The following is a 5,569-nucleotide window of genomic DNA, read 5'->3' on the forward strand; positions in this document are numbered from 1 at the left end:
CAAGGCCGCCGGCGAGCCGCTGGCCGAGTGGGAGCGCGACCTGCTCGAGGGCGAGAAGAAGGCCGACGAGAAGCCGGCCGAGGCTCCGGCCGCCGCCGACGCTGCAGTTGACGAGGCCGAGGCCTGAAATTGCCAGCAGGTCTGCAGATGGCGGCGGGCTGAACTCCGGCCGGTCGAGGATCGGTGGCCCTGTCGTCGACGGCCTACGGCCTACGGCCTGCAGGCCGAGCTCCCGGCGGATCTTCGCCATACAGCAAAGCGCCTGTCGCGCGAGAAGCGGCGCAGAGCGAGCGAGGCGTTCACCAATCGCCAGAGGCAGTGGAACTTCGTGGCCACCGCCATCGAGGAGCACCTGCGGCACATCGCCACTCCGGGCTTCGACGTCGAGGACCTCGAAGCCCCCCGCGACAACGTGACCACGTTCTACGGAGTGGGAGGCGTCGGTAAGTCGACCCTGCTGCGCAAGCTGGAAGCCTCACTCACCGCCGCCGAGCAGCGCCCCGCGCAGTGGGGCGCCCCTGCCTGGGCGGGCGAGAAGATCCTGCCCGTCCGGATCGACCTGGCTCGCGCGGCATCGACCGGGTCGGACTTCGAGCGCGTCGTGCTGACGATCCGGCTCGCCCTGGCCGCCGCCGTCGGCCGCCCCCTGCCCAGCTTCGACCTGGCACTTCGCCGCTACTGGGAGGCCCAGCATCCTGGCGAGCCGCCCGCAAGCACCCGCCGAAGGACATCGCCGCGAAGATCGACGCGGCCGTACGGGCCCGCTGGCAGCCCCAGGTCCGCAAGCGCCGCCGCAAGCAGGCCGCCACCGCCACCGGCATCACCGTCGAGACCCGCGCCCGCTTCGGCTACACCGCTTACGCGCAGCGTCTCTTCGACGCCCGCGAGGCGGGGGTCAGCGACCAGGAGATGCGCAAAATTATCGCCGAGGGGTTTAAAGAAGTGTATTTCCAGGACGGCGGTGGCCGCGCTATGGGACTCTCGGACGTGGCAATCAACGACATTGATTACCTGGATCTCGAATACTGATAGGGGCAAAGCGTGACTGCTGAATTCCCGACTACTTGAGCCGAAGCACGCTAGTTGTCACATAGGCAGACTTCTTGCCGCCTACGAGGTTTGGCACCGGAATGTCGTCCTCTTAACCCTTGACAGCCTTTGCGATCTGCTGGGCGGCCTGGGCGGGTGTGAGGTGTGTGGTGTCGACGACTTCGGCCTCGGCGTGCAGCCACGTGCGGGCCGCCTCGGCGTAGGGCTCGAGGTATTGGAGACGGAACGGGGAGTTGGGGCCAAGAACGATGTCGCCCGCGATGCGCGCGCGGAGGGTGTCCTGGTCGGCATGGAGGACGAAGTGCCGGACCGGGATCACGTGCTGGGCAAGGCCGGAGCTGATCTCACGCCAGTACTGCTCGACCAGGACCGTCATGGGCATCACCAGAGTGCCGCCGGTGTAGTCGAGTACGCGGCGGGCGGTCTCGACAACGAGCGGCCGCCATGGCGGCCAGTGCTGGAAGTTGTCCGTAGCAGGCAGCCCCGGTGTGATGTCCATGAGTGTCTCGCCGACCTTCTCGGCGTCGAACACCCGTGAATCCGGGATCAGCTGCTGCACGAGCGCGCTGGTCGTCGTCTTGCCTGCGCCGTGGGTGCCGTTGAGCCATACGATCATGAGACTCGACGCTAGCGCCGTGCGGGCCGCGGGAACAGGCACAGCAGAAAACCGTCATGGCCTCGGCGTGGCAGTCGCCCGCCACGGCATTAGTGACAAGCTGAATGCCTCGTTGGTGTCAACCAGGCTGCTCCGACAAAGCCTGTCAGTCAGTTCCTCCGGCTTCGCCGGTGACAAATACTGTGCTTCGACTCACTACTATCGACCGTGACAAGAGCCCGCTGCTCGGCGCCGAGCAGGACGCCGTTCGCATCGCTGACGCGCTGCGCGGCAGCCCGCACATCCTCGGCGCGCACGCCGTCTCCGGCTCCGACCGCGTCACCTTCACCACGCTGGCGGGCAACGGCTTCGACCTCACCCTGCAGGACGCCGGACCGACCGCGGACGACATCCTGCCCGCGCCGGCGCTCACTGAGGCCCTCGCCGCGGCGATCCTTTTATGACCGTAACGCCCGTCTATGCGCGCGTCCCATCACCGCCCCCGACGAGCCGTTCGCTGGTTGAGGAGGGCAATCGCCTGAGTTCGCGTGAGGCCCGCAGCCAGCCGCAAAGGCAGCGAGCGCACGCGGCAGCTTTCCGAGTGGTAGCCGCGCTCCATTCGCAGAAGACGGCGCACGAGCGGCGGATACGCCATCCCGCAAAACGGGCAGGCATCGCCCAGGCCGGCACGAAATCCCTGAGGGCTCCGAACGAAGGGCGGCGGGGCCGCACCGGTCGTGGCATGGCCGCCACCCGTCGCGTCTCCACTCTCCGGTATGCACCAAATGCGCTCAGGGTGTGGTGTGTCCGGCGAGCTTTGAGGGTCCTCCTCCACCGATGGCTGACTCTCTGCGGGCTCTTCTGCGGATGGTTCGGGGCCTGTCCCCGGTTCATCCGTCATCCGGTCCGTCCTCCCCCGTCCTGGCCCGTGCACGCCGGAGCCGTAGACGCTGCTCAACAGCGCGGGACACCAAGTCGCCCCATTCCAGTAGTGACCACAGCATTTCCACGGACGTGGCGAGCGACACCAGCCCGAAGACCGCCCAGCGCCAGTCGGCGAACTCGTCACCGACGGGTGGCGCGAGCACGAGCGCCATGCCGATGCCCAGCGTGACGAGACCCGAGGTGTAGCAGAAGGCGGCCAGTCCGGTTCCGCGCCGCCACCGGACCAGGTCGTCTACGCGCTGCTGCGACAACCGGTTGCGTTCCACTTTCGTGAGCTCGACACCCCGGTGCCATTCCTCCACCTCCGACATGGAGTACAGGAAGGGGCGCGCCCGGAACCCCCATTGCACGCAAGCCACCAGCGAAATCACAGACAGAGCCAGAAACAGGAGAGCCGGACCCGGCCAACGGAACTCGTCCGAGTCGGCGGCCACAACCCCGAGCATGGCGACCGCGCCGGCCGCCAGCAATGGTGCGGCAATAGTGGTCACCGACTCGATGGCCCGCCCATATCGAAGATCCCCAGCCTCCGGCGACCACGCTTCTGGTCCCGGCATCTCCCACCCCCGTCCAGACAGCACAGCGACCAGCACTATCCCGGGCCTTCCCCGGCGGGTAGCTAACCCATGCCTGACCCAGCGACGGAACAAGCACCCGGCCCTGCGGGGACCGAGCGGACGTTACAAAGTGAGGGGGTGTTGGGAGACCGGCTCGTCGCGCACTTGGAGTGGCTGGACGGGCTCGGCGACACGGACGTGTGGATGGACGGTGTCGCTTCGCGGAAGATCACCGACTTCGCTGGGAGGCGTCCACCGCGTCCGCCTCCGAGCTCAAGGCGTACGTGGCCGTGAGGCGGGCCGCGCTGATGGCGTGCCGGGTACACAAGGCGAGGATGCGGGTGCGCGATGACCTGGCATTGATGTTCTGTAAGCGCATCGCCACGAAGACCATACGCCGCCCTCCGTCTGGCCCACGGCGGCGAGATCCGGCTCCGCTCCGGCTTGGTACCGGGGCCGGTGCACTACACGCTCAACGGTGTCGCCGACCAGGGCCTGGCCCGGGAACTCGCCGCCGCCCTGTACGGAGACCTCCGGCCCCTCGATCGCGCAGTCCCAGTTTCGTGACCCCGCAGCACTTCACCGCTCAAGATCAATCTCGACAATAGTCGCGGTACCGCTGGTCCTACCGATGAGCGCCATGGGACCAGCCAGGGCCGCATCTCTTGTCCTCACCAGAGCAGCCCAACCTTGGCACACCACCCTCTCGGCTACCTGCCACATGCACTCTCGACAGGAAGGATGGTGGGCATGGATCAGGGCGTCGCGACTGTGTGGGCAGCTGGAATCGGTGTTGCTGGCTTGGTACTCGGCACGCTCGGCGGTGCCTTTGCGGGGGCTGCGACATCCCGGAGACAGGCCAGAGACCAGGCCAAGGAACAGGGTGAAGTCGAGCTTGCGCACTGGCTTCGGGCGCAGCGGCAAGCCGCCTACACCACCGTGATCAGCATCAGCCAAAGGCTCATGGACGAGGCACGTCCCCTCATCAAGTACGAGAGGCTCGACAAGTTGGGCGAAGAGGAACGCCGGGACGCATGGTCGAAACTGACCCCGGTCCTCAACGAACTAAGGCGTGCCAGTGCAGCTGTCGCCGTTGTTGGGCCGGACGAGATGGCCAATCTGGCCGAGGGTCTGCCCCAGACAGCGGCTGTGCTGGCAGCTCACGCGAAACCGCGCGATCCGTACGACACCCCTGGGGCTTTGAGTTACAACGCTGCGGTGGACGCACACCTGCGCCAGCTTGACGCCTTCGTCACGGAGGCCCGCGGCGTAATCGGCGCAGCTGCTTCGTGACCCGTGCTCGCCCCAGCGAGAACTGATCACGCATGGTGATACCAAGGCCCTCGCGGCATGGAATACGCGACACGTGAACATGCGGGATTACCAGTCCCAAGGCCGTGGACAACGAAGTGATCCGGGCCTGCCTGGCCGTGCCCGCCGACCAGCGCGGGTCCCGGGACGGTACAAGCCGCTGCTGGAGGCGGCGTTCACCGGCAGCGGCGTGCTGCCGCCCTTCGTGCTCGCCCGCACCACCAAGGGCGGCTTCAACGCCCTCGCCTACCAGGGTCTGCGTAGACACGCCCCGGTTCTGCGGGACCTGCTCGGCCCGTCGTCGCGCCTGGCCGCCCTCGGGCTGGTTACCTCCCAGCCCGTGGGCGGGGCGCTGGAGCGGGCCGCCGCCGGGCAGCCCACGGCCCAGGGCTCCCTGCACCTGGTGGTGGCCGCCGAGGTGTGGCTGCGGCAGCTCGCCGAGACACCCGTCCGGTGGTGGGAGGAGGTGAACGGCCGTGTGGCGGCTGTGTGAGAGCGCCCACGCGGTCCTCACCGACGAGGGCGGCGCCATCCTCGACGAGCACACCGGACGGTGGACCCAGCTCACCCCGACCGTGGACGGGAGCAGCTGGGCGCCCAGGCCGCGAGCAACCCCCGCGCTGCCTGGCTGATGATGCGTACCGACCCTGCGCTGGCCACCCGCACCGAACGCCATCACTATCTCAAGGGCGAGCTCGCCCGGGGGCGCACCGCGGCGAGGCAATGGACCACTGGCAGATCGAGGTCACTGCCGGTGGGCGTATCTGGTACCTGGTCGATGCCTGGCGCTGCACTGTCTGGATCGACCGCGCCTCCACCAGCCACCCGAAGATCGCGGACCGGTAGGCCCTGGTGCCCCGGATCGAGGTCGGCAGGCCGGGTAGACGAGATCCCGGGCGCGCGTCGGGCCTCCCGTGGGGAGCCGGGAGGTGCGACGCGGCCCCGCCCGGACGGGCGGCTGCCTGCGGGCGGGGTCGATGGGGGACCTCTGCCTGGGGGGGGGGGGGGGGGGGGGGGGGGTGGGGGGGGGGGGGGGGGGTTGGGGGGGGGCGGGGGGGGGGGCGGCGGGGGGGGGGGCCCCCCGCGCCCCCCCGGGCGCCCGCCCCGCGGC

Annotated in this window: 7 protein-coding genes; 5 read left to right on the forward strand and 2 right to left on the reverse strand. The window is 68.8% G+C overall.

The window, feature by feature from the left end; genetic code table 11:
* Positions 1 to 507: 507 nt before the first annotated feature.
* Positions 508 to 1,029, forward strand: a complete 522-nt coding sequence (locus ACIGXW_RS33650; RefSeq protein ID WP_399576664.1) for a hypothetical protein — start codon at positions 508 to 510, stop codon at positions 1,027 to 1,029.
* Positions 1,030 to 1,141: 112 nt separating this feature from the next.
* Here ACIGXW_RS33650 and ACIGXW_RS33655 read toward each other — a convergent pair whose 3' ends face one another.
* Positions 1,142 to 1,666, reverse strand: a complete 525-nt coding sequence (locus tag ACIGXW_RS33655) for an ATP-binding protein (RefSeq protein WP_399576665.1) — start codon at positions 1,664 to 1,666, stop codon at positions 1,142 to 1,144.
* 182 nt (positions 1,667 to 1,848) lie between these two features.
* Here ACIGXW_RS33655 and ACIGXW_RS33660 point away from each other — a divergent pair, with 182 nt between their 5' ends.
* Positions 1,849 to 2,109: a hypothetical protein gene (locus tag ACIGXW_RS33660; protein WP_399576666.1), complete on the forward strand. Its 261-nt coding sequence runs from the start codon at positions 1,849 to 1,851 to the stop codon at positions 2,107 to 2,109.
* Positions 2,110 to 2,535: 426 nt separating this feature from the next.
* Here ACIGXW_RS33660 and ACIGXW_RS33665 read toward each other — a convergent pair whose 3' ends face one another.
* Positions 2,536 to 3,081, reverse strand: coding sequence for a hypothetical protein (locus ACIGXW_RS33665; RefSeq protein ID WP_399576667.1), 546 nt, complete (start codon positions 3,079 to 3,081; stop codon positions 2,536 to 2,538).
* Positions 3,082 to 3,897: 816 nt separating this feature from the next.
* Here ACIGXW_RS33665 and ACIGXW_RS33670 point away from each other — a divergent pair.
* The 3 genes from ACIGXW_RS33670 to ACIGXW_RS33680 all read left to right on the forward strand — a co-directional run bounded on the left by ACIGXW_RS33670 (position 3,898) and on the right by ACIGXW_RS33680 (position 5,090).
* The gene (locus tag ACIGXW_RS33670) at positions 3,898 to 4,440 is read left to right on the forward strand and encodes a hypothetical protein (RefSeq protein WP_399576668.1); all 543 of its coding nucleotides are present in this window, start codon (positions 3,898 to 3,900) and stop codon (positions 4,438 to 4,440) included.
* Between the two features lie 79 nt (positions 4,441 to 4,519).
* Complete coding sequence (locus ACIGXW_RS33675; protein ID WP_399576670.1) at positions 4,520 to 4,951, forward strand: asparagine synthase-related protein; 432 nt, start codon at positions 4,520 to 4,522, stop codon at positions 4,949 to 4,951.
* Positions 4,935 to 5,090, forward strand: coding sequence for a hypothetical protein (locus tag ACIGXW_RS33680; RefSeq protein ID WP_399576669.1), 156 nt, complete (start codon positions 4,935 to 4,937; stop codon positions 5,088 to 5,090). Before ACIGXW_RS33675 ends, ACIGXW_RS33680 begins: the two co-directional genes overlap by 17 nt.
* Positions 5,091 to 5,569: the final 479 nt, after the last annotated feature.

This window comes from Streptomyces sp. NPDC053079 (assembly GCF_044546695.1).
GTDB lineage: Bacteria > Actinomycetota > Actinomycetes > Streptomycetales > Streptomycetaceae > Streptomyces.